Source organism: Acinetobacter sp. CY73 (genome assembly GCF_059515865.1).
This window is the reverse complement of record NZ_JCAKMZ010000006.1, coordinates 78,023-99,264: the sequence shown is the minus strand read 5'-3', so window position 1 is coordinate 99,264 and position 21,242 is coordinate 78,023. Positions and strand designations below refer to the sequence as shown.

Sequence of the window (21,242 nt, the reverse complement as noted above, 5' to 3'; positions counted from 1 at the left end):
CACACCTTCTATCAGGGAAAAGGTGTGTTCAGCACTCCTGTTAAAATCTTAACTACATATAAGTCTGATATTGATCTTTATCAGGTATTCCACTCTTGGTGAACTTCTGTATCTACGATTGGATTGTAATATTGTAATATTGTAATATTGTAATGAAGCCCCAATACCATCTATGTAATATCCTCCAAACAGCAAACTGATACCCTAAGCTATAGAATGTTCAGCCCAGATCAGGAAGTTTTCAGCATAAGGTGGAAACTTCTGTCCAAGTTCAGCAACTCTATCCAGTACTTCAAAAAATAAAACTGTAGCTGAAGCCCGCAGCCAAGCTATCCATTTTGCTGAGATTTTCACTGCTGCTTCATCCTTTGCATAAGACTTTCATTTCTCATTCACAAAGCCCCCAAAACTTTTCACGTTTCTGATTAAACAAAATCACCGCACCTGATGACTGTCAGTTAAAAGATGACAGGCTCTGCTTTATTGCATTTTGAATCAAATCAGTTAAGTACTATGTGCTTTACATCTTTGCCGATTGCATAAATGGCACGGCGTTTATGAATTAAATCTAAAAAATGATTCAAAATTTGGCTAAATCCTTGGATATATCCCCGGGGAATTTTGATACTTTGCTTTTTATTAATTAGATTTACTTAATAAGTATTTAAAGTGATTGAATATCAAACGAAGGACATTATTCTATTTTGAAATATCAAGCATGCTCTATCCCCAATTGGCTTTAATCTCGATCTACGAAATAACCATGACCTAAATGTTCGTTTTTCAATCTCACTTGCTTTGATCCGTTGTTCAGAAGAAGCCAGCAAAAAACTCAATAAAAAATCCCCTAATGATTTGGAGGATGGTTTGTATTACTGAACTTTATTACGGAAAGGCGAATTAGAACTTCGCTTCGAGTACATTGGCTTTCATGTGGTTTGTCCAGAAATCACGTAACGTTGGTAAATAGAACTTCTCGCCTAGATCGACCAATTCAGCATCAATCAATGCATGTACTTCATGAACGAATAAGTAGTCTAGTTCAACCATACTGAGTTTAGGCTGATCTTTCGAATAGGTTTTACGTTTTTGCTGTGCTTGTTTCACCAATTGGTCGGCAAAGCTTCGAGTTTTGTATTGGGCAATGACGTTTAAACGTAATTCAATCACTCCCCAACCACTTAACAGCAGTTTAAACATTTCAAAATCTTGCGCGGTAGATTCCCATGTCATTTCTTCTAAGTTTTCATCTGAAGGCAACACGGGAAGCAACAATTCCATGACGCTTGGAAATATTTTTTTGAAATTGAGAATAAATTTAACAGGATGTTCACCAGGGTAATCTTTAAATTGAACATTTTTCTGAACATCTGTTAAATAAATATAGAACATTGAAAATTCCCGAACATAAACAATTGAATTACAATAATAAAAATTGACTTGCAAAAATCATGCAAAACAACATTTATAAAAGTTTTAGATTTTTGCAATTATGACACTTTAATCAATGCTAATCACGTTTTGAAGGTTCAGTTCTGTAAAATATTTAAAGAAAAATGGCAAATACTTATCTAAATACTGATAAATCATCTTATGATTATTTCTCGCATATAGATACTCAAACTTAAGTGGTAATATTTAAAGATATAGCTGCAATCTTATTTTAGGATACAATGGTTAAAAATTCATTTGATCAAGATTATGCCTAAAATATATTCAGTAGATTTACGTGAAAAAGTCATGCAGTTTTATAAAGAAAACAATCACAAATCATATACATGTAAAACTTTTAAAATATCTAGGACTACTTTGGATGATTGGATTCTTCTTCAAAACTCCACTGGAGAATTGAAACAGCCTAAAATCAATGCAGGCCGACCCACTAAAATCAAGGATATGGATGCTTTCAAACACTTTGTTGAAACGACCGAATTTTCTCAAGTGAAAGATCTTATTCCTTTGTTTGAACAAAAATTTGGTTATCCAATCCTTTATTCAACCCTATTAAAAGCCATTCATAAGCTTGGTTGGACACGTAAAAAAAGAGTTTTCTCTACAAGCAAGCCGACAAAATAACAAGGGCGGTATTTAAGTGGTTTCTTCCGCAATGGAAAGAAGAGTTTGGGGAAGATCAGATGATCTATATTGATGAATCTGGAATAAATACTATAGATACAGCTCAATATGGTTGGTCTAGACTAGGCAGTCGTTGTCTTGCAGTGAAATCAGGTGGTCATGGAAAAAGATTAAGTATCATTAGTGCCGTGAGGTCTAATTCAGCGTATCAGTTCCTTTGCCATTTGGTTTTTCAAGGTACATGCGATCGAGCGATGTTCACAGGATGGCTGAGATATCTACTTGAAAACTTGACTAAAAATAATCAGGATAAGAGCAAAAGGCATTTGCTGATTCTAGATAATGCTTCGATTCATAAGAACGGAGATATCAAAAAACTAGCCGCAGACTTTAACTGTAGAATCATGTACTTGCCTGCTTACAGTCCAGACTTAAATCCAATTGAAAAAGCATGGTCAGTGCTCAAATCCAAAGTTAAAAGTATCGCTGTCCGGTTAGACAAAACAATAGAAGAAGCACTCGATTTAGGCCTGAAAGAAATGTAGCTTAAAATTTAAATCCAGCTATAATATTGAGAAGATTCAATAATTTTTAGATCATCGTAATGTTTATTGTATGTTTTAACAAACGATATGAAAATATTGGGTGCAGATAAATAAAATTATTTACTATCATAAATTTTTAATTTAATTTTATTAATATCAGTAACTCATAATCAATATTTCTTTAATCATAAACCTTGATACATATTACAGATATCTATTAATCAATTTAAGGTACATGCTGAATTCGCCGTTAATATTATCGGCAACCCAAGGATAAATGATCATGTCAAATATCAACAATCAAAATGATTCTAATAGCCAGCAGCAGCAACAATCTACTCCTAATGACGACAAGGCTCAGCAGCAAAAGAATCAGGAACAGCAAAAAAATGCTGAGGATAGATCTAATATAAACAACCCTAAAGAACATACTGAAAATCCAGTGAAAAAATAATAATTTTCTCTAGATTTTTACTCAATCCATTTAAGAGGTGAAGGCCTCTTAAATGGTTAGGAATCAATATGAAAACTAAAAAAGTAATCGTTCATAAAATGTATGAGGATTTTCATACACTTCCCATCATCCAGTATTCTGGACAATTTAATGACAGTAATTTAATGATTAAGTTATTTAATAATCTAAATCAAGAACTCACTCGAATCAGAGGCACATTACAATGGAAACTTGCATCCACAGGTGATGTATATTTTGTAGAAAATGATTATGAGTTTTTTCACAAAATTCAATAATTATATGAATTCACAATACCCTCAGATCCTCTTAACGTTCTTTAAAGAATCGAATCATAGTGAGTGCAGATGCGCTTGGGCGAACTATAATGAAAAAGGTATTTTTACCCACATGACAGGATTCTATGGTGAAATTTTAACTCTCCATGAAGGGAATAAGATTATTTTAAACAATGAGGTTTGGGTTCTTAGAGATCATTTACACAACCCCTATAGAGGCTGAGATGAAAAATGAATTAAATGATTTTGAAGTTAAACGAAATTTGTATTTCAAGCGAATTGTTCTAGAAGCTGATTTCAAACAGAATTTTAACGATCTTAAACATCGAAATATTTATGATCGCTTTATCTACAAACTCATCGACAGTGAATCTGGCAGAAAGCAATTTTGCAAAAAATTTATTGTTTCTAAATAATAAACCCTCCAAATAGAGGGTTTATTGCATTTTGATTCAAATTAAATCTATTCTGAAACTGATCTTATTTTGCATTAGGTGAAACCATATTTGCAGGAACAACAACTTCATCAAACTGTTCAGGTGTTACTAAACCAAGCTCTACAGCGACTTGTTTTAAAGTCTTGCCTTCCTTATAAGCCGTCTTAGCCACTTTAGCGGCATTTTCATAACCAATCACGGGATTCAGCGCAGTCACTAACATAAGAGAATCATTTAAGAAGTGATCTATTTTCTCTAGGTTTGGTTCAATCCCCACGGCGCAATGCTCATTAAAACTATTACAAGCATCGCCCAAGAGCTGAATCGATTGAATTAAGTTATATGCAATCACTGGCATGAACACGTTTAACTCAAAGTTTCCTGATGCCCCGGCAACGTTAATGGTCGTGTCATTACCCAATACTTGAGCCACGACCATGGTCATTGCTTCACTCTGCGTCGGATTTACTTTGCCCGGCATAATACTAGAACCAGGTTCATTTTCAGGAATACGTAACTCACCTAAACCACAGCGCGGACCACTGGCTAACCAACGTACATCATTGGCAATTTTATTTAAGCTTACAGCCAAAGTTTTTAATGCCCCTGAAGCAAATACAGCAGCATCGCGCCCTGCCAGTGCCTCGAACTTATTCGGCGCAGTCACAAAAGGTAATCCAGTTAATGTCGCCAATTGTTCAGCAGCTTTTATAGCATAATCAGGATGTGCATTTAAACCTGTACCCACAGCCGTTCCACCGAGGGGTAATTCATATAATCCCTCTAAGGCTTGATTTAAACGTTTTAAACCATGATCCAACTGCGATACATAAGCGCTAAACTCTTGCCCTAATGTTAACGGCGTTGCATCTTGAAGATGTGTACGACCAATCTTTACAATCCCTGAAAATGCTTCAGATTTTTGATTCAGTGTTTCACGTAAAGCTTTAACGGCAGGAATCAATAATTCATTGATCAATAGACTCGATGCCACATGAATCGCAGTTGGAAACGAATCATTGGTTGATTGTGCTCGATTGACATGATCGTTGGGATGAACAGGCTTTTGCGCGCCTAAAGGATTCCCTAACTTTTGATTGGCAACATTGGCGATCACTTCATTACAGTTCATATTACTTTGCGTACCTGAACCTGTCTGCCAAACCACCAATGGAAATTGGCTGTCCCATTTCCCATCAATGACTTCTTCTGCAGCCCCAACAATATAATGCGAGAGCTCTTGAGGAATCTGATTCAATTCTGCATTGGTGATTGCAGCCGCTTTTTTGACTAAGCCCATACCTCGAATCATTGCACGAGGTAGACGCTCACCACCAATTTTAAAGTTTTGCAAACTACGCTGAGTCTGAGCACCCCACATCGCTTCACTTGGTACTTCTACTTCGCCCATCGTGTCATGTTCAATACGTGTTTGCATGATTCACCTCTATTTCTGTTATCAATTAACGTGTCTTTTAATGGTTTATTAACTCGTTTTTCAATTTGAGCTTAATTTTCGCTTTAAACGATATTGTTTCGAGTCTTGTCTTGATCATAGTCCTAATTTACATTATTGCAAATAATTCTCATTTACTATTCTTATTTTATATCGAGATTCGCTATGAATGTTTAATGATCTGTACGTGATCAGTATTTTAATATCTGTGCATTAAATCGATCATTCGTCTGTCGAAGCACAAGCACCATCAATTCTTTATAAACTCGGATTTAAAATACTTTGGTAGAATCTCCACTGATCTTGAATCATTTGCTCTACGGATCTTTTGGCTTTCCAACCTAAAACTTGCATCGCTTTGGTACTATTCGAGCCAATCTGATCGAGTTCATCAAATGAATAACGCGCCTCGATGGTTTTGATCTGCTGTCCTGTTACTTTTTCAATTTCCGCCAAAATCTGTTGTATTGATAGGTGATGTGCACCGATATCGAAAGATTCACAGACATTTTGTTGATGATTAAACCAAAATAAACTCGCAAATATCGCATCACAGACATCCAGTACATGTACAAAACTTCGCTCTGCAGTTTGATCATGAGTCAGAGCACTTTGTTGAAGCTCGATATAATCTCTTTGTAAAGTCGCCACTTGTAAAGCTAATGAAACAATATTTTTAGGTAAAGGTTGCACGTATTCACCCAATATCGATTGTTCAAATGCACCTACGACATTTCCTATACGAAAAATAGCGACCTTCCACTCGTTGTCAGTTTTCACTGTATCTCGAATAATTTCCTCAATCATTTGTTGAGATTTAATATAGGGATTTGAATTATTAAAATTAAATGGTGTCGTTTCATTGAGTTCTAAACTGGATTGACCATACACAGCGAGACTCGACAAATGCACCAAATTTCGTACACCTGTTCTTTGCATCGATCTTAATAAGCTCATGATGCAACTAATATTGTCATTATAATATTCAAGCGGCTTGAGACGAGATTCTTCTATAGATTTAAAGGCCGCAGTATGAATGACTGCATCAATTGAATATTGTTCAAATACTTTGTTTAACGCAGGTGTATTACGAACATCTAATTTCACAAAAGGTACATACATTCCTGAAATATATTCGAGTCTTTCTAATACTTGTAAACTTGAGTTGGCTAAATTATCAACAATGACAACCTCTTGACCTTGAGCCAACAAGCTTAAAACGACATGAGAGCCTATAAAGCCTAAACCACCAGTCACTAAAATCATTGTATACTACCCTTTTGTTATGAAGTCAGAATGTTGCATTTCATTTGTGTACATTCCTCAATGTGAAGTTCCAATGAGTACATTATTGCTAATTACCTCTGCGCCGAGTTCAATTCATGCATGGCATGCTTTGGGACTTGCACAAGCCTTAAAATCCAAACATCAACCCTTTCGAGTGTTCTTCTATCAAGACGGCGTTGCTGTTGCGAATAACTTACAATGGGTTCCTGATGATCAACGTAATTTGATGAAGGAATGGCAAAAATTAGATATTAAACTACCTGTATGTGTCAGCGCTGCATTAGCACGAGGCATTACAGACGAAGAAAATGCACAGCGCCATCAAATTTCTACCCATAATCTCGCGTCGCAATTTGAGCTGGTCGGATTAGGTGAACTGGCAGATGCCGTTCAATCTACTGAACGCTTAATCCAATTCTAAGTTGTTATTTTTATTTGACTGTTGCAATTGAAAGGTAAATTGTTTGAAAACTGTATTGGTTATATTAACTCAATCAAATCTTAATACATTACAAATACATGAAAGCTTATCAGCGACCATGGTTTTAGCCACTTTCGGTTGTGAAGTTAAAGTATTGTTACAAGATGGCGCACTCAGTTTACTCAAATCTGATCTGAGTTTTGATCAGTTTAAGCATGCCTTTAAACTCGCATCAAATATGGTGGATAGCTTTGAGTTTTATGATTTAACCCCAATTTTAATCGAGTATAAAAATCAGAATCATGCTTTTGTTGTCCATTCTGAACAAGACATAGCGTTTATCCGACTTGATGCTCAATTCATTCAGTCTTTTGATCACGTTTTATATTGGTAATGGATATGTCTAATCATACGCTGTATTTAATTCAAGCCAATTATGCCAATACTCAAACAGTTTTGAATAAACTCAATCAAATGATTCAAAGCGATGATTCTATTGTATTGATGGGTGATGCCGTATTTTTGAGTCAATCTAAAGATATTGAATTGTATTCAAATCTGTATGTCCTTGAAAATGACGCTGAAAATCTTCCAAACCTAGATTCATCTGTTATTAAAATCATTGATTATGATCAGTTTTCTGATTTAGTTTTAAATTTTAAGCGATGTGTCACCTTAAAATAATTTGATTTAGCTTTTATCATTATGGATGCTTTAAATGAGTGAAAATATCAATTTAGCCTTAGATCAAGATGGTCATTTGATTGATTACACGATTTGGAACCATGAGGTCGCTCAGACTTTAGCTCAAACTTTAGATTTAGAATTGACCGAATGGCATTTTGAAGTACTCGAAGCTGTTCGCCAGTTTTATGCACAATTTGGACATTCGCCAGCAACCCGCCCACTGATTAAATTTTTAATGAAAGTGCTGAGTCCTGAAATTAATAATGCTGTGTTACAAGAAAAGTTTAATACAGGCTTAGTCGCGCGTCATTTAAGTCGATTAGCGGGTGTGCCAAAGCCTGCGAATTGCCTATAGGCAAGGCAAATAAGACATAAAGATGAAAACGAGAATAATAAGAAATAAAGAGAGAAAATTAAAATGAAGCACATCGGATCAGGGAAATAAATAGATGTGCTTCACTTTAATCCAAGCAGTATAGATACATTAGATTTATCAATTTCAGCCATTTTTATGTCAATTTCAGACAAATCACTTTTTAGTATTGCCACAAAATGCGGTTTCATTCATACCAGCTCGTGCAAAGCTTTGTTGCTGCTGATCAAGAAATAGCTCTGCAACCATTTTCAAGCCAAAAGCATTTTCATAATCCAAATGCTTTTGACTCAGTTCTTGGATGTTCTTATATGCTTCGATTCTTTGGCATAAAGCATTCTTTTGATCTAGTACAGAGGGCTTTGCTTCAGGATCATCCAATACTAACTTGGTCTGATTCACGATTGCGATCTGCTGATCAATGTGTCGAGTATATTCCTCTAAGGAATATTTTTCAGAAGAATACTCAACGGCGTACAAAGTGGTTGCTAAAGACAATCCACTGACCGTTAGGCAATATCGAAGAATATCTACAATATTGCACAATTTTTTTAGATCATAATATTTCATTGGAAATTAAGACAAATCAGGTTCTGCTTTCCATACATCTTCATAATCATCACGATCGATCATGAAACGGAAACCTGTCTCTAAGGCCAAATATGGAATAGCTTCAGGCAGTATTTCTTCTAAAGCTTTGACAGTCATGGTTTCAAAGAAGTCTTCACCCTCTTCTAACTCTCCACCATATATAAACCAACATACATTTTCATCCGTTTCAGGCTTTTTACGTAAACCAACTATCGGCTCTTTGTCCAATGTATGTTTGGCGACCGCCACGACATCATCTTCTTTGACTTTAATATATGCAGAATCAAATTCTTCACAAACCAATTTCTGCTCTTCAATAAAACCTTGCAACATAGATGATCCCGTTTTCATCATAAATTTCTGCTCATTCTATGCTGTTGCCGGATAGCGTACAACTGAATCAAAGACGATTGTTGAATTCTTAGGATGAGTAAGATTTACTTTTCCAAGATCAAAACAAACTAAAAGCGAGAATCTCCTTTTAAATCTAGAAATTTCGTTGTCTGAGCAACTCCAAATCAAATATAAACTGCATTTTTGCCAATCACCTTTTCAATGAGTATTTACTCCATTTGCAATTTCTATACAGAAATATGAAAGAATCAGCCAGTCGAATAGATTCGTCAAATGATTCTACTAGTAAGTCTCAATATTTTTAATCGGCTTGCGTACTAAGATTAATTTCATTGATGAAATCTAAAGCAAACCTTTCAAACCCAATAGAAGCCTTAAACATAGTAAATTTGAATCAAGATGATTTTTTAATCCTTATCTTTTATACGATCAGAGTAACTTTAAATTTCAAGCTTTAGATCTAATCTTAAAAATGAATAAATAGAATATAAATAACTCAAGTTATTGATTTATATTTATTAAAATAATTTAAATTCCTAACAATACAGCTTTCATTAACCAGCATTAATCACGTCCAATGCTGTTCTGTTTCTACCTAAATACATTCTCTAGGTATTTAAAAGTCTGGATTAAAGCTTTCATCCTAATTCATCTTTTATGTGCAATTGATAGTGACTCTAATTGGGAAATACGGATAGAGCTTCCCCTCACCTTGGTTCTCCATACTCATATAAATATGAATCAAATAAAAATTTTGAGTAATCAGCTATAAATAAAAGGATAGAAACAATAGATTTTGTCAGTCTCACTGGCATAGCACTCATACGAAAAAATAATAAAAATGTCATATTTTAGCATTGAGCAATCCTTACAAAGTTTGCAAAATACCCTACGAAAATTTGATATGTCTTTTTGCCTGCTTTGAATGTTTTAGCAAATTTAAGCGAAAAAACATGCCATAATAGGCAAACTTTGCAAGCATCTTGCAAAATATTTGCATAACATACATTTTGGAGCAGTCTTCATGAGCTCGACCATTTTGGTCATACATGGACCGAATTTAAACTTGCTAGGAAAGCGTGAGCCAGAAGTTTATGGCTATTTGACTCTTGAAGATATCAATCAACAGTTAAGCGTACAAGCGCAAGAACTATCAATTCAGCTTGAAACTTTCCAAAGCAATTGGGAAGGTGCAATTGTAGATCGTATCCATCAGGCACAGACTGACGGCGTTCAGTTCATCATTATCAATCCTGCTGCATTGACACATACCTCTGTGGCGGTTCGAGATGCACTTTTAGGTGTTGCTATTCCTTTTATAGAAGTACACCTGTCCAATGTACATGCACGTGAAGCATTTAGACATCACTCATATTTATCAGATAAAGCGGTTGGCGTAATCTGTGGCTTAGGTGCACAAGGCTATTCTTTTGCGCTGAGTCATGCCACTCAAAAAATTCAATCTTCAACTTCTACAAAATCTTAGGAATACGAATCCATGGATATTCGCAAAATCAAAAAGCTCATCGACTTAATGATTGAATCTGATTTACAGTCAATCGAAGTTAAAGAAGGTGATCAATCTATTGCTTTAGCCCGTCGTAATCCAATTGTTGCAGCTGGCGTAGCTCCTCTTCAAACTGCTGCACCTGAAGCTCCAGTGATTAAAGCTGCTTCTCGCGGTGCTGTTGAAACCTCTCCAATGGTGGGTGTGTTCTATGCAGCGCCAAGCCCAGGCGAAGCACCATTTGTAAATGTTGGTCAAACGATTTCAGCGGGTGAAACGCTGGGTATCATTGAAGCAATGAAAATCATGAACCCAATTGAGGCAACTCAAAGCGGTGTGGTTGAAGAAATTTTAGTGAAAAATGGTGATGTAATCCAATTCGGTCAACCGCTATTCCGCTACCGCGCGTAATACTTGGGGGACGACATGTTGCAAAAAGTATTAATTGCAAACCGCGGTGAGATTGCCCTGCGCATCACTCGCGCTTGTAAAACCCTCGGTATTAAAACCGTTGGTATCTATTCAGATGCTGACAAAGATTTGATGCATTTACGTTTCGTAGATGAAGCTGTGTGTATTGGCCCTGGCGCAAGTAGCGAAAGTTACCTCAATATTCCTGCGATTATTACTGCTGCAGAAATTACAGGCGCTGATGCAATCCATCCAGGTTATGGCTTTCTGTCCGAAAATGCTGAATTTGCAGAAATTGTAGAAAATTCAGGTTTCATTTTTATCGGGCCACGTCCTGAACATATTCGCCTCATGGGTAATAAAGTTTCAGCGATTAACGCTATGCGTAAAGCAGGTGTACCAACTGTACCTGGATCTGCTCATGCGGTCACACCAAATAATGCATTGGCTGAAGCGAAAGAAATTGGTTTTCCACTGATCGTTAAGGCTGCTGCTGGTGGTGGTGGTCGTGGTATGCGTATTGTTGAACGCGTAGATACGCTACTCGAATCGGTTCAAGCTGCACAGCGTGATGCTGAAATGTGGTTTGGCGATGACACAGTTTATATGGAACGCTTTTTACAAAAGCCACGCCATGTAGAAGTACAAGTGATTGGTGATGGTAATGGACATGCGATACATTTATATGACCGTGATTGTTCACTTCAACGCCGTCATCAAAAAGTATTGGAAGAAGCTCCAGCACCTAACCTACCTGAAGATGCACGTGCTGAAATTTTACAAGCCTGTGTTAAAGCTTGTGAATTGATGCAATACCGTGGGGCGGGAACATTTGAGTTCTTATTTGAAGATGGTGAATTTTTCTTTATTGAGATGAATACACGTGTTCAAGTAGAACATCCTGTCACTGAAATGGTCACTGGTGTTGATATTATTGAACAACAGCTTCGTGTTGCAGGTGGACTTGGCTTAAATCTCCAACAAGAAGATATTCGAATTCAAGGTCATGCGATCGAGTGCCGTATCAATGCTGAAGATCCAACCACATTCTTACCATCACCGGGTAAAATTGAACAGTTTTATACACCAGGTGGTGCGGGTATTCGTTTAGATTCTCACATTTATCCAGGTTATAGCATTCCGCCGTATTACGATTCCATGATTGCCAAGCTTATCTCACATGGCAAAGATCGTGAAACAGCCTTAGCGCGAATGAAGCAAGCATTAGATGAAATCATTTTGACCGGAATTAAAACCAATATTCCGCTTCATAAAGATTTAATTCTTGAAGATAAAAACTTTGCTAAACAAGCAATGGATATTCACTATCTTGAAAATCATCTACTGAAGAAACTTCAAGGACAAAATGAAGCTTAGACTCATTACATAATCTATAAAAAAGCCTCTATAAATTAGAGGCTTTTTTTATTTCAAACTTTGAAAAGATATTTTTACACACTATCGTCCAAGTCAATATTAAGGCAAAACTCGCTTTAATGTCGCAAAACAATCCTTACCTTGTTCTGTTGCACAAAAATCAATCTGATTAGGCGTATTCCATTTAACAAAGTACTGTGACAGCTCACCAGCCTGATCCACTCTATTCCCAGAACAATCTATCGCATTATTTTCATAATTCACTTGGATCAATAACGTTGGAAGTTTAGTGAGCGTATTATCTGGAGAAGGTTGATAATCGAACTGACCGATCGACCACTCTTGAGCGCTATTAACTACAACTTCATTCCCTTTCCTAAAGTTATAATATTCAACGCACTTCTTATTCTGAGGAATATTCATTCCCCATAATCCTAAGATTTCAGGACGTGTATATACGCCAATTAAATTTTCCTTTTGAGCTTCAACATTTTTTTGCGGTGTTGGAACAGGTAAATCTGCATGTGTAACAGCGACAAAACCTAAAAATAATGTAATCAGAATACCTGACTTTTTCATACGACATCTGTTAAAAAATTCTTTTGTTAAAAGTAACATAATTAACTATATTTTTATTAAGCATTTAACGCGATATAAACAAAAATTCATTGCGCTTTACTACGGTTCATACATAAATACTCTCTACTGAATAACCGGCTAATAGTTGAACTTAAAGAATTAGCTTTGACGCCATTCAACTTTTAGATTGAAAGGATGAGACACGACACAAAGCTGATGAAATAATATATTTACTGTATTAGCTAAACTATTGATTATAAAAATTATCAAGCTATGCTACAGCTATGATCTAACCATTTCTTATGATCAATCTCGATAGAAAAATAACAGGTAAATGCATTGACCATATTTACTGATTCCTCACATCAATTCGTACAGCAAAACACTAAAGCCTTTTTAATTATATGCACAATTGTCATGCTGTGCTGTCTTGCAGGAATTTTTGGACGCCCTCTCGCATTTCTTTCCATTTTTTGGCCAGCAAATGCCATTTTATTGGGAATGTTGTTAAGATTTCCTCATCTAAATAATATGGGTGGTTGGTTTGGTGCATTTTCTGGATTTATGCTTGCCGATTTATTAACAGGCAATTATTTTATATTAACGCTATTTTTAACCATCGCAAATTTAATCAACCCATTAGTTACCCTACTATTTATTCGCTTATTCAAATTAAATTACAAAGAATACAATAAGGGTTTAACCTTCTTGTTTTTATTCCTCATTAGCTCATTTGGTGGCTGTTTAATTAGCTCAATTTTTGCCGTGCTCACCATTCCACATATTCCAAATACATTTATGGAGATGGATCGTATTTGGATCGACTTTGGCATGTGGTGGACAGGTGAAATTTTAAATTTTGTCGCGTTCCTTCCTATTATTTTAGCAATTCCACGTAAGCGGGATATTCAAGGCTATCTGGTTGAGAAAAAAAATCAGAGCCTTAATCTTCAAAATAGCTTTCCCCTTCTCGCGGTCATCATGTCTGTGACGTTGACGCACTTTTTTATCGGTCCAGGCGCAATTATGTTCCCAATCGGCGCTTTGATTTGGGCAGCATTAACCTACAATTTATTTTTTGTAGCGATCATCAATTGTTTTGTCGCTATGTTTATGTACAACAGTATCAGCGTTTATTATTTAGCCGAGTCACCGGATGCTTATATTGCGACAACATTATCGGTGCGTATTGGTTTGTTTATGTTGGCACTAGGCCCCTTAACATTGGCAATTATCAGTTTAAATCGTCAAAAACTCTACCATCAGATTCTTTATCTTGCCAATCATGATGGACTCACGACAGCGATGAATCGTCGTTACTTTTATGAAGAAAGTGAGCGTACAGTTCAACATCAATTTTCAAAAAATACAGAAAAAAGAGTTTCAATTCTTTTGCTTGATTTAGATTATTTCAAAAAAATTAATGATAACTACGGACATGCTGCGGGTGATAAAGTTTTACAAGATTTCACTCGTATGGTTCGATCTCAAATCCGATCTTCTGATTTATTTGGTCGTATTGGTGGCGAGGAATTTGCAATCTTACTTAAAGATGTCAGCTTGCAACACAGTATTGAAATCGCACGAAGAATCTGTGATGTGGTTGCTCAAACACCGATTCTTTTAAATGATGGCACAAAGCTGAATGTCAGTGTCAGCATTGGTTTAAGTCATCAAAGTTTGCCTTTCTGTGTCCCTTTCCAGCAATTAATTAATCGTGCAGATCATGCACTTTATGAAGCAAAACAAAAAGGTAGAAATCGTTTATGTATTGAGCCTGATTTAAAAAATAAATTGGACTATGTTTAATTAAAGATGAGTTCCTTATATTGAACATCAAAATTTAGCATCAAATTACGACTATTGTTTTGTTGAAGGAATTCCCTTTACAAACAGGAATCCAAAAAAGGTTGAGCTCCCCGCAATGATAAATACCAATTCAGGTGTAAACCTATCCCAATAATAGCCAGCTAAGATGCTTCCACTCGCGACCCCAAGCCCCCACATGGTGCTGTACAACGCTTGTGCTCTACCTTGCTGTCCAATACTAAAGTGATTAAAAATCATACGCATCGCGATCAAATGAAATAAGCCAAAACTAAATGCATGTAGGCTTTGAGAAAACAATTGCATCCAAAATGAACTCGCGAATAATCCAACAAAAATGAATCGCAGTCCAGTCATCACTAAGCACGTCATGATTAAAGTACGCCAGCTGTACCGCATCAACAATGTATTGGCATAGGCAAACATAATAATTTCTGCAATCACACCACTTGCCCATAAAAAGCCAATCATTGTCGTGCTGAAACCCGCCATCTGTAAATAATTACTATAAAAACTATAAAACGGAGCTTGAGCAAAAAGCATGATAAATTCAATTAAGAATAAGGAATAGACAATTGGTTGTTTGAGGACTGAAAATATTGACTCCAAATTCTTTTGTGCCTGAGGAGCATTACATGGCTCTTTAATACTGAACGACCAAATGAAAGTTAAAAATGCGATACTCAACAACAAAATAGGTAAGAATGAAATATGAATAATGTCAAGAAGTGCCCCTATCGAAAATACACCTGCAATAAAACCAATGGATCCCCATTTACGCACTTTACCGTATAGGGCTTCGCGCTGATCTCCTAGCCAAAATAGCGTCACACCCTCAAATTGAGCCAAGATTGCATTCTGAAAAAAACTAAAAATCAACATTAATAAAGCGATAGACTGAAAATCATTAGGTATCACAAAAATAGCGAACCAAACTGAAGCCTCCATCCATGTCGCGATACGTACAAGTAGCATGCGCTTACCCGTCTTATCTGCGATCCAGCCCCATATAAAGGGTGCAACAAATCGAGTTAATACGGCGATTGAACTTAATATACCTATTTCAAAATAACTAAAACCTTGATCTTGGAGATAAAGACTCCAATAAGGCATAAATGTGCCTACGATTGAATAGTAGAAAAAGTAAAAGCCTGCAAGCCTGTGTTGTATAGAAAAGTTAAACATTAGATCACTCTTAGCTGCAGTTAAATTTAGTGCTTAGAAATATAAGTTAGAATTTTAGCGATGGTGTAAACTCGATACTCAATAAAAAAGGTTGAATCAAATTCAACCTTCTTCTGTTTTAATCATTCAGTAATCAAACCTGTGGATTAATCATGCAAAGCAATCACTTTAACCAGTATTGTTTGAGACTCTTCAAACTCATCAAAAATTTGCTTGCGAACTAACTCTTTAGATTTTACTTTAAAGTCATGGTTCTGAAATTTGATAATTGAAGGAATCTCATCAAAGTAGCTTTGACTTACATCAAGATCTTCCTCAAAAAGTGGCGTTCCCAACTGATAATCTTTGCTTTTAAGCACAACATACTTCACTGTAGTTTTCATAAAATTTAGCCTTCTACATCACCCTTTATTTTTAGTTATATCAGCTTTTTTAACCAGATCAAATAAGATTAAGACTCAATTGGACAGTACGCGTACTTTTGCATACCTTCAAAGTAGTCAAAAAATAAATTCACTGCCGAATTAGCTCTATATCAACCTAATATGTAATCTTGAAAAAAATAAGTTTTTGCTTGATACCCATCTAGTTTGTTAGAAGATCTTTACAATTTTTCATAATTAATTATGATAACTACATCACACTTATTCTTTATTTATGTTAAATTAATCATTAACAAGAACTAAATGATATAATGGTTGATAATAATGAAATTACAAGTTGTTGCTTTAATTACAGCGTTTTCGCTTTCAGGATGTTTAGTTATCTCTAAGAACAAGCCAGTAGAAGAAGCAGAAACGGTAAAATCTTTAAGCTCAAATGTCATCGACTTCAAACCTAGCGATGTTGTTACGCGTGTCGAAACTAAAGGTCAGGTGATCTGTGAAGCAAGCAAACCATGTACAGAGCTTACTTTCGATTGGAAAAGACAAAATAATACACTTTATAAAGTGACTGCAGATTTGTACGATCAGCAACAATTTAATATCCAGCGTGTAGATTTCCAAATCGATGGTAACTCTTTTCCCTTTACAGCTTCTGCTACACCGTCTACACGTTCCGTTCTAAATAGCACTTTAACGAATTCATCAAACTTTATTGAAGTACCTTTGAGTTTTATCAATCGCTTTAACAAAGCAAAAGAAATTATTGTGACAGTTGGTACAGATAAAGGTGACATTACCCACGCTGTGCTTAAAGATGGTAAAGAGTCTTTCGCTTACAAAACTTTTAAAAATGGCTATGGTCACTCTGAGTAATTTTAAAGTTTAAATAAAAAACTCTCCAATGCATATTGTGAGAGTTTTTTTTATACTTATTTGGTACAATTTTCAAAAGTAATACTTAATGCCATAGAAGAACATTTAATGAGTAATGTTTAAAAAATGTCTCTTGGTTATAAAAACTCGATTATAAGGTCAATTCATGAAAATTCAGTTAGCACTTATTACTTCATTGCTTATTTTAGGTGGATGCGTCAATAATCCTGCCGATCGAATTGTCACTAAAGGGCCACTTATCTGTGCAGCAGATGAGATTTGCCCTGAGTTAGCATTACGTTGGAACGATGAAACGCGTGATGGATTTAAGATCACAGCTGAAATCAACGACTCTTCAGCTTATAACATCAAACAGATGGTTTTCTTAGTCGATGATCAACCCTATATTTACTCTACAATTGATTCAACCAAAAATGTTACCAACGCAGGTGTAATCACTTCAAGTAATGCTATCCGCGTTCCAGTGAGTTTCTTAAACTCGTTCAAAGATGCTAAAAAAATTGACTTGAAACTAGTCACAGATAAACAAGAGATTTCACGTCCTATTCTAAAAGACAATGGTGAAAAATCTTCTGCTTATCTTACTTTTCTTAAGGGTTACACTGGTCAAATAAAGCAGTAAAATTTATAAATAAAAAAACCAGACTTAAAGTCTGGTTTTTTTATATGGATCATAAATTATTTTGGTTCAATCGGTTCAAACGGAGAAATAACATCTGCATTTTGTGCTCGATGGCGCATGAAGTGATCCATCAATACAATCGCTAACATCGCTTCAGCGATAGGTGTTGCACGAACCCCCACGCATGGATCATGACGACCTTTGGTCAATACATCAGTATCTTCACGATCAAGATTGATGGTTTTACCAGGAGTCGTAATCGATGCTGTAGGTTTCAATGCGATAGCGACACGAATATTTTGACCTGATGAAATACCACCTAAAATTCCGCCCGCATGGTTTGCAAGAAAGCCATCTGTCGTCAACTCATCACGTGATTCATGACCAAACTGTTCAGCCACTGCAAAACCATCACCAATTTCAACGCCTTTCACAGCATTAATCGACATCATGGCATGAGCAATATCAGCATCCAAACGATCAAAGACAGGTTCACCCCAACCGACAGGAACTTTTTCAGCAATAATTTCAAGCTTTGCGCCACAACTGGTGCCTTGTTCACGCAATGATGTGACTAAAGCTTCAAAACGAGGCACTGCATTTATATCCCCACAGAAGAATGGATTATTTGGAACTTCATTCCAATCCAACACTTCTGCTTTTTCAGTACCTATTTGAGTCACATGACCACGAATAACGATACCAAATTTTTCAGCGAGATATTTTTTTGCAATTGCACCAGCTGCAACACGCATTGCTGTTTCACGCGCACTTGAACGACCACCACCACGATAATCACGGAAACCGTATTTGTGTGTGTAAGTATAGTCCGCATGACCAGGACGGAAAGTCTGTGCAATATTTCCATAGTCTTTTGATTTTTGATCCGTATTACGAATCAATAAACCAATCGAAGTCCCTGTTGTTTTACCTTCAAAGACACCTGAAATAATTTCAACCTGATCTGGTTCTTTCCGTTGTGTAGCAAACTTAGAAGTTCCAGGTTTACGGCGATCTAAATCATGTTGTAGATCAGCTTCAGTAAGTTCAATCCCCGGCGGTACACCATCGACAATCGCCATGAGCCCAACACCATGAGATTCACCACACGTCGTTACACGGAAAAGTTGTCCAATACTATTACCTGCCACGATCATGACTCCTTATGCTTGAACAGATTGAATAAATAAATCACGGTATTCACGGCACTGTGCTGCTGTAAGCGCAAAAATACCTGAACCACCTTTTTGGAATTGTAACCAGTAGAAATCGACAGTATTAAAGTTCTGACGCATTGCCCACTCAGAATTACCTACTTCAATCACAATCAAACCATCTTCAGTTAAATAATCTGCCGCTTGAGCCAACATTTTACGAACCAAATCCAAACCATCTTGCCCTGCCGCAAGTGCAAGCTCAGGCTCATGTAAGAATTCAGCAGGTAAATCTGCCATATCTTCAGCATCTACATACGGAGGATTTGAAACGATCAAATCATACTGATTTTCAGCAGGAATTTTCGAGAACAAATCAGACTCAAGCAAAGCCACTTCGAACTGTTTGTTATGATGTTCTGCATTGATTGCAGCCACTTCTAATGCTTCTTTTGAAATATCTGTAGCATCGACTTCGGCTTCTGGGAATGCATAAGCCAATGCAATTGCGATACAACCTGAACCTGTACACATATCTAAAATACGACGTGGCATTTTTGGATTTGGATTTTCAGGTAAATTATTAGCAGCTTCACGTGGTTGGTGATTTTCATCTAAACAGTAAGGTGCAAAACGATTGTTAATCAATTCAGCAATGGGAGAACGCGGAATCAATACACGCTCATCGACATAATATGGTTTGTCACAGAAATAGGCCAAGTTTAATAAATAAGACGTTGGCACTTTTTCATTAATACGGCGTTCAAGTAAACTGATAAATTCAGCTTTTTCGCTTGGTAATAATTTTGAATCCAAAATTTCTGGGTTAGCATTCCAATCTAAAGCAAGCGTTTGAAGAACCAATGCAGAGCTTTCAGCAAAGAAATCTTCAGTACCTTGACCTAAATGTGCATCATATTGACGTAGTGCTGTTACACCAAAACGAATGAAATCACGAATTGTTGTTAAATTATCAGCAGCTTCCTGCAAGTGTTCAGGGCTAATCGTCAGTTGATCCACTTAAGGTATCTCCAATAGGTAAATTTTTAAAGCGGCTTATAATAGCGCGTTTTAGTGATAATGATAAAACTCTGTAGACAGAATCTTTCACTTTCGAAAGGTTTTATGCTCAAAAAGGTTGTTTTTTACATTTTTTGATATCGATATACGAAAAAATAACCAAACTTTGTTATTTAACAGTCGTCTTTATTTTTTTATCGTGTATAATTCTGGCTAACTAGAAAATTTATGTTGTTTCGGTAAATCTTTTATTTCGCAGTGTTAGTCATAATCCTACGTTTGGTTTCAGATTTTAAGTTTCATTTTTTTTCAAAGTTACAAATGAGTTTCATTACTCAAAACATCAAATTTCAATAGGGTTTTATTATGTCTAATACTGTTAAAGGTACTGTAAAGTGGTTCAACGAAACTAAAGGTTTTGGTTTCATTCAACAAGAAAACGGTCCTGACGTTTTTGCTCATTTCAGCGAAATCAAAGGTTCTGGTTTCAAAACTTTGGCTGAAGGCCAACAAGTTGAATTCAGCGTAACTCAAGGTCCTAAAGGTCCTAATGCTGTTGATATCGTTGCTGTTTAAGACTTAAAGTCTCAGCAATAGATTAAAAAGCGAGGTTTTACCTCGCTTTTTTGTGTCTATCCTTTTCAACAAGCTGCTTAAATGATTAACTCTATATAATATTAAAATATTTATTAGCGCTTAGCTTAACATTCACCCCCTCACTTCCCTCTATCAAAACTATCTCTTCCAGCAATATCTCAAAAAACAATCATTACAGATCTAAGTACAACTTGAATTGCTGTTGCTTTGACTATATATAGATCATAATTCAACTTTAAGACGCATAACCCGATGAGCTATAAACACAATAATTTAATGGCAATGCGTGTTAATTACTGGAATGACGCTGATTCTCATATTGTCAAAAAGGAAAAAAGCTTTTTTCAGCAAATTTTGAATGAACATCAAGTCTTTCAATCTGCCACTTTAGATGATGCAAAGTATTTATTTTTTTCACTTCCAAGCATCATCATTGTTAAAGGCTATGCTTCAGGTTTTTCCGATGAAAATATTAAAATCTTGATCGATCAATTTGTGATTTCAAATAAATCACTATTAAGTTCTCGTGCTGAATTAAAAATTACGTATAAACTATAGAAACACCTCTAAATTGCTTAGGCTATTTTAAATTTAAGACTGAATTGACATTATTTACATCAGATATTCAACCAGTTGAACTATTTTAATACGGTCTTTGGCTGTAATATTCATTAAAATAGGATATCAGCTCGATTCGCTTACAGGA

The 21,242-nt window shown here is 35.9% G+C and carries 26 protein-coding genes and 1 pseudogene; 16 read left to right on the top strand and 11 right to left on the bottom strand.

From position 1 onward, the window contains the following. Positions 1–86: 86 nt before the first annotated feature. A pseudogene (locus tag AC5YD2_RS05175) lies at positions 87–587 on the bottom strand (nitroreductase family protein); the annotation flags it as partial. 313 nt (positions 588–900) lie between these two features. Next, entirely contained in the window at positions 901–1,392 is a 492-nt protein-coding gene (locus tag AC5YD2_RS05170) for a hypothetical protein (RefSeq protein WP_496125291.1), read from the bottom strand. A gap of 309 nt (positions 1,393–1,701) precedes the next feature. Between AC5YD2_RS05170 and AC5YD2_RS05165 the strand changes: the two genes are divergently transcribed. The 4 genes from AC5YD2_RS05165 (at position 1,702) to AC5YD2_RS05150 (ending at position 3,371) form a co-directional block, all read left to right on the top strand. After that, entirely contained in the window at positions 1,702–2,076 is a 375-nt protein-coding gene (locus tag AC5YD2_RS05165; RefSeq protein WP_496125290.1) for an IS630 transposase-related protein, read from the top strand. Further along, entirely contained in the window at positions 2,073–2,621 is a 549-nt protein-coding gene (locus AC5YD2_RS05160; RefSeq protein ID WP_496125311.1) for an IS630 family transposase, read from the top strand. The genes AC5YD2_RS05165 and AC5YD2_RS05160 overlap by 4 nt, the downstream gene beginning before the upstream one ends. A gap of 283 nt (positions 2,622–2,904) precedes the next feature. Further along, positions 2,905–3,075, top strand: coding sequence for a hypothetical protein (locus AC5YD2_RS05155; RefSeq protein ID WP_496125289.1), 171 nt, complete (start codon positions 2,905–2,907; stop codon positions 3,073–3,075). A 68-nt stretch (positions 3,076–3,143) separates the two neighbouring features. Next, positions 3,144–3,371 carry a hypothetical protein gene (locus AC5YD2_RS05150; protein WP_496125288.1) on the top strand — a complete coding sequence of 76 codons (228 nt, stop codon included), beginning with the start codon at positions 3,144–3,146 and terminating at the stop codon, positions 3,369–3,371. 480 nt (positions 3,372–3,851) lie between these two features. Here the strand turns inward: AC5YD2_RS05150 and fumC are convergent, their stop codons facing one another. Next, complete coding sequence (fumC, locus tag AC5YD2_RS05145) at positions 3,852–5,246, bottom strand: class II fumarate hydratase (RefSeq protein ID WP_496125287.1); 1,395 nt, start codon at positions 5,244–5,246, stop codon at positions 3,852–3,854. A gap of 276 nt (positions 5,247–5,522) precedes the next feature. After that, positions 5,523–6,530, bottom strand: coding sequence for an SDR family NAD(P)-dependent oxidoreductase (locus tag AC5YD2_RS05140; RefSeq protein ID WP_496125286.1), 1,008 nt, complete (start codon positions 6,528–6,530; stop codon positions 5,523–5,525). Positions 6,531–6,603: 73 nt separating this feature from the next. Between AC5YD2_RS05140 and tusD the strand changes: the two genes are divergently transcribed. Genes tusD through AC5YD2_RS05120 form a run of 4 tightly spaced genes read left to right on the top strand, consistent with a single transcriptional unit; the run spans position 6,604 to position 8,014 of the window. After that, positions 6,604–6,972, top strand: a complete 369-nt coding sequence (tusD, locus tag AC5YD2_RS05135; RefSeq protein ID WP_496125285.1) for a sulfurtransferase complex subunit TusD — start codon at positions 6,604–6,606, stop codon at positions 6,970–6,972. Between the two features lie 43 nt (positions 6,973–7,015). Beyond that, positions 7,016–7,366 (top strand): hypothetical protein, encoded by a 351-nt coding sequence (locus tag AC5YD2_RS05130; protein WP_496125284.1) that lies wholly within the window; start codon positions 7,016–7,018, stop codon positions 7,364–7,366. A gap of 5 nt (positions 7,367–7,371) precedes the next feature. After that, complete coding sequence (locus tag AC5YD2_RS05125; RefSeq protein WP_496125283.1) at positions 7,372–7,656, top strand: DsrH/TusB family sulfur metabolism protein; 285 nt, start codon at positions 7,372–7,374, stop codon at positions 7,654–7,656. 46 nt (positions 7,657–7,702) lie between these two features. After that, on the top strand, positions 7,703–8,014 hold the full coding sequence (locus tag AC5YD2_RS05120; protein ID WP_496125310.1) for a TusE/DsrC/DsvC family sulfur relay protein: 312 nt from the start codon (positions 7,703–7,705) through the stop codon (positions 8,012–8,014). Between the two features lie 174 nt (positions 8,015–8,188). Here the strand turns inward: AC5YD2_RS05120 and AC5YD2_RS05115 are convergent, their stop codons facing one another. After that, entirely contained in the window at positions 8,189–8,578 is a 390-nt protein-coding gene (locus AC5YD2_RS05115; RefSeq protein WP_496125282.1) for a hypothetical protein, read from the bottom strand. A 30-nt stretch (positions 8,579–8,608) separates the two neighbouring features. Further along, the gene (locus AC5YD2_RS05110; RefSeq protein ID WP_496125309.1) at positions 8,609–8,956 is read right to left on the bottom strand and encodes an immunity protein Imm33 domain-containing protein; all 348 of its coding nucleotides are present in this window, start codon (positions 8,954–8,956) and stop codon (positions 8,609–8,611) included. 1,045 nt (positions 8,957–10,001) lie between these two features. Between AC5YD2_RS05110 and aroQ the strand changes: the two genes are divergently transcribed. Genes aroQ through accC form a run of 3 tightly spaced genes read left to right on the top strand, consistent with a single transcriptional unit; the run spans position 10,002 to position 12,272 of the window. Then, entirely contained in the window at positions 10,002–10,463 is a 462-nt protein-coding gene (gene aroQ / locus AC5YD2_RS05105) for a type II 3-dehydroquinate dehydratase (protein WP_496125281.1), read from the top strand. 12 nt (positions 10,464–10,475) lie between these two features. Continuing rightward, positions 10,476–10,895 (top strand): acetyl-CoA carboxylase biotin carboxyl carrier protein, encoded by a 420-nt coding sequence (gene accB, locus AC5YD2_RS05100; RefSeq protein WP_496125280.1) that lies wholly within the window; start codon positions 10,476–10,478, stop codon positions 10,893–10,895. A gap of 15 nt (positions 10,896–10,910) precedes the next feature. Next, the gene (gene accC, locus AC5YD2_RS05095; protein ID WP_496125279.1) at positions 10,911–12,272 is read left to right on the top strand and encodes an acetyl-CoA carboxylase biotin carboxylase subunit; all 1,362 of its coding nucleotides are present in this window, start codon (positions 10,911–10,913) and stop codon (positions 12,270–12,272) included. A gap of 99 nt (positions 12,273–12,371) precedes the next feature. On the opposite strand, the gene AC5YD2_RS05090 is transcribed toward accC, so the two are convergent. Next, a complete protein-coding gene (locus tag AC5YD2_RS05090) occupies positions 12,372–12,851 on the bottom strand; it encodes a hypothetical protein (RefSeq protein WP_496125278.1) in 480 nt (159 codons plus the stop codon). Between the two features lie 417 nt (positions 12,852–13,268). Between AC5YD2_RS05090 and AC5YD2_RS05085 the strand changes: the two genes are divergently transcribed. Next, positions 13,269–14,660: a GGDEF domain-containing protein gene (locus AC5YD2_RS05085; RefSeq protein WP_496125277.1), complete on the top strand. Its 1,392-nt coding sequence runs from the start codon at positions 13,269–13,271 to the stop codon at positions 14,658–14,660. Positions 14,661–14,711: 51 nt separating this feature from the next. Here the strand turns inward: AC5YD2_RS05085 and AC5YD2_RS05080 are convergent, their stop codons facing one another. Both AC5YD2_RS05080 and AC5YD2_RS05075 read right to left on the bottom strand, forming a co-directional pair. Then, positions 14,712–15,863: an MFS transporter gene (locus tag AC5YD2_RS05080; RefSeq protein WP_496125276.1), complete on the bottom strand. Its 1,152-nt coding sequence runs from the start codon at positions 15,861–15,863 to the stop codon at positions 14,712–14,714. Positions 15,864–16,009: 146 nt separating this feature from the next. Next, the gene (locus AC5YD2_RS05075) at positions 16,010–16,246 is read right to left on the bottom strand and encodes a hypothetical protein (protein ID WP_496125275.1); all 237 of its coding nucleotides are present in this window, start codon (positions 16,244–16,246) and stop codon (positions 16,010–16,012) included. Positions 16,247–16,570: 324 nt separating this feature from the next. On the opposite strand from AC5YD2_RS05075, the gene AC5YD2_RS05070 reads away from it, so the two are divergent. Further along, positions 16,571–17,122, top strand: coding sequence for a hypothetical protein (locus AC5YD2_RS05070; RefSeq protein WP_496125274.1), 552 nt, complete (start codon positions 16,571–16,573; stop codon positions 17,120–17,122). Between the two features lie 166 nt (positions 17,123–17,288). After that, positions 17,289–17,765, top strand: coding sequence for a hypothetical protein (locus AC5YD2_RS05065; RefSeq protein ID WP_496125273.1), 477 nt, complete (start codon positions 17,289–17,291; stop codon positions 17,763–17,765). 56 nt (positions 17,766–17,821) lie between these two features. On the opposite strand, the gene aroC is transcribed toward AC5YD2_RS05065, so the two are convergent. Further along, the gene (aroC, locus tag AC5YD2_RS05060) at positions 17,822–18,916 is read right to left on the bottom strand and encodes a chorismate synthase (RefSeq protein WP_496125272.1); all 1,095 of its coding nucleotides are present in this window, start codon (positions 18,914–18,916) and stop codon (positions 17,822–17,824) included. Positions 18,917–18,928: 12 nt separating this feature from the next. After that, positions 18,929–19,939, bottom strand: coding sequence for a 50S ribosomal protein L3 N(5)-glutamine methyltransferase (gene prmB / locus AC5YD2_RS05055; protein ID WP_496125271.1), 1,011 nt, complete (start codon positions 19,937–19,939; stop codon positions 18,929–18,931). 366 nt (positions 19,940–20,305) lie between these two features. On the opposite strand from prmB, the gene AC5YD2_RS05050 reads away from it, so the two are divergent. Together AC5YD2_RS05050 and AC5YD2_RS05045 are read left to right on the top strand one after the other, a co-directional pair. Continuing rightward, positions 20,306–20,515, top strand: a complete 210-nt coding sequence (locus AC5YD2_RS05050; RefSeq protein WP_035263597.1) for a cold-shock protein — start codon at positions 20,306–20,308, stop codon at positions 20,513–20,515. Positions 20,516–20,788: 273 nt separating this feature from the next. Further along, positions 20,789–21,094 carry a hypothetical protein gene (locus AC5YD2_RS05045; protein WP_496125270.1) on the top strand — a complete coding sequence of 102 codons (306 nt, stop codon included), beginning with the start codon at positions 20,789–20,791 and terminating at the stop codon, positions 21,092–21,094. The last annotated feature ends 148 nt before the right edge of the window (positions 21,095–21,242 follow it).

Excerpts from the sequence above, each read along its gene's own strand:
- AC5YD2_RS05050 (WP_035263597.1), top strand. The coding sequence starts at position 20,306 with ATGTCTAATACTGTTAAAGGTACTGTAAAGTGGTTCAACGAAACTAAA.
- aroQ (WP_496125281.1), top strand. The coding sequence starts at position 10,002 with ATGAGCTCGACCATTTTGGTCATACATGGACCGAATTTAAACTTGCTA.
- AC5YD2_RS05080 (WP_496125276.1), bottom strand. The coding sequence starts at position 15,863 with ATGTTTAACTTTTCTATACAACACAGGCTTGCAGGCTTTTACTTTTTC.
- AC5YD2_RS05125 (WP_496125283.1), top strand. The coding sequence starts at position 7,372 with ATGTCTAATCATACGCTGTATTTAATTCAAGCCAATTATGCCAATACT.
- AC5YD2_RS05140 (WP_496125286.1), bottom strand. The coding sequence starts at position 6,530 with ATGATTTTAGTGACTGGTGGTTTAGGCTTTATAGGCTCTCATGTCGTT.
- tusD (WP_496125285.1), top strand. The coding sequence starts at position 6,604 with ATGAGTACATTATTGCTAATTACCTCTGCGCCGAGTTCAATTCATGCA.
- AC5YD2_RS05045 (WP_496125270.1), top strand. The coding sequence starts at position 20,789 with ATGAGCTATAAACACAATAATTTAATGGCAATGCGTGTTAATTACTGG.
- AC5YD2_RS05110 (WP_496125309.1), bottom strand. The coding sequence starts at position 8,956 with ATGTTGCAAGGTTTTATTGAAGAGCAGAAATTGGTTTGTGAAGAATTT.
- AC5YD2_RS05170 (WP_496125291.1), bottom strand. The coding sequence starts at position 1,392 with ATGTTCTATATTTATTTAACAGATGTTCAGAAAAATGTTCAATTTAAA.
- AC5YD2_RS05065 (WP_496125273.1), top strand. The coding sequence starts at position 17,289 with ATGAAAATTCAGTTAGCACTTATTACTTCATTGCTTATTTTAGGTGGA.
- AC5YD2_RS05150 (WP_496125288.1), top strand. The coding sequence starts at position 3,144 with ATGAAAACTAAAAAAGTAATCGTTCATAAAATGTATGAGGATTTTCAT.
- accC (WP_496125279.1), top strand. The coding sequence starts at position 10,911 with ATGTTGCAAAAAGTATTAATTGCAAACCGCGGTGAGATTGCCCTGCGC.
- AC5YD2_RS05165 (WP_496125290.1), top strand. The coding sequence starts at position 1,702 with ATGCCTAAAATATATTCAGTAGATTTACGTGAAAAAGTCATGCAGTTT.
- AC5YD2_RS05090 (WP_496125278.1), bottom strand. The coding sequence starts at position 12,851 with ATGAAAAAGTCAGGTATTCTGATTACATTATTTTTAGGTTTTGTCGCT.
- AC5YD2_RS05155 (WP_496125289.1), top strand. The coding sequence starts at position 2,905 with ATGTCAAATATCAACAATCAAAATGATTCTAATAGCCAGCAGCAGCAA.
- fumC (WP_496125287.1), bottom strand. The coding sequence starts at position 5,246 with ATGCAAACACGTATTGAACATGACACGATGGGCGAAGTAGAAGTACCA.
- AC5YD2_RS05075 (WP_496125275.1), bottom strand. The coding sequence starts at position 16,246 with ATGAAAACTACAGTGAAGTATGTTGTGCTTAAAAGCAAAGATTATCAG.
- AC5YD2_RS05070 (WP_496125274.1), top strand. The coding sequence starts at position 16,571 with ATGAAATTACAAGTTGTTGCTTTAATTACAGCGTTTTCGCTTTCAGGA.
- accB (WP_496125280.1), top strand. The coding sequence starts at position 10,476 with ATGGATATTCGCAAAATCAAAAAGCTCATCGACTTAATGATTGAATCT.
- AC5YD2_RS05085 (WP_496125277.1), top strand. The coding sequence starts at position 13,269 with ATGCTGTGCTGTCTTGCAGGAATTTTTGGACGCCCTCTCGCATTTCTT.